General features: G+C 60.9%; 1 pseudogene. It reads left to right on the top strand.

Annotation, left to right across the window (positions count from 1 at the left end):
• Positions 1 to 450, top strand: a pseudogene (locus EKA13_RS28040) (hypothetical protein); the annotation flags it as partial.

Below are 450 nucleotides of genomic sequence, written 5' to 3'. Positions count from 1 at the left end.
GGGCCACAACGTTGCCTGGGGTTCTGGGTGCAACTGCTGCTCCCCGCCACGCTGGCGGGCAGTATTGTCCAGCTGCAACCAGTGGTGATCGACAGCGAAGGTTCACCGGTCTATCACACGCCGCAGCAGCAGAGCCCACTCTACGAGCACTTTCTGCGCGGTCATTGGGTTGATCCTGAGCTGGCCGGGCAACTGCCGGAGGCCGCCGGTGGCCAGCGATTACAGAGCGATTTTGCCTATCAGGCCAAGGATCAATACCGCATATGGCAGGCCTGGGTGGCGACGCCCAAGAGCAATACAGCGCTGGAGCTGGAAGTGCATTACCCGCCACCGCTCAATCAACGCGCAGACGCCCGTGGTTACATGTTCCGTGTGGCCCTGCGCGACGATTTACGTGAGGCCGAGCGCCAAAATACGCTGTTCACCGACATGCTGCCTGAAGAACAGAAG

It is taken from the genome of Pseudomonas defluvii (assembly GCF_001695625.1).
GTDB classification, from domain to species: Bacteria; Pseudomonadota; Gammaproteobacteria; order Pseudomonadales; family Pseudomonadaceae; genus Aquipseudomonas; species Aquipseudomonas defluvii.
Note: the sequence above shows the minus strand (reverse complement) of the source record. Positions and strands in the feature narration are given on the sequence as shown.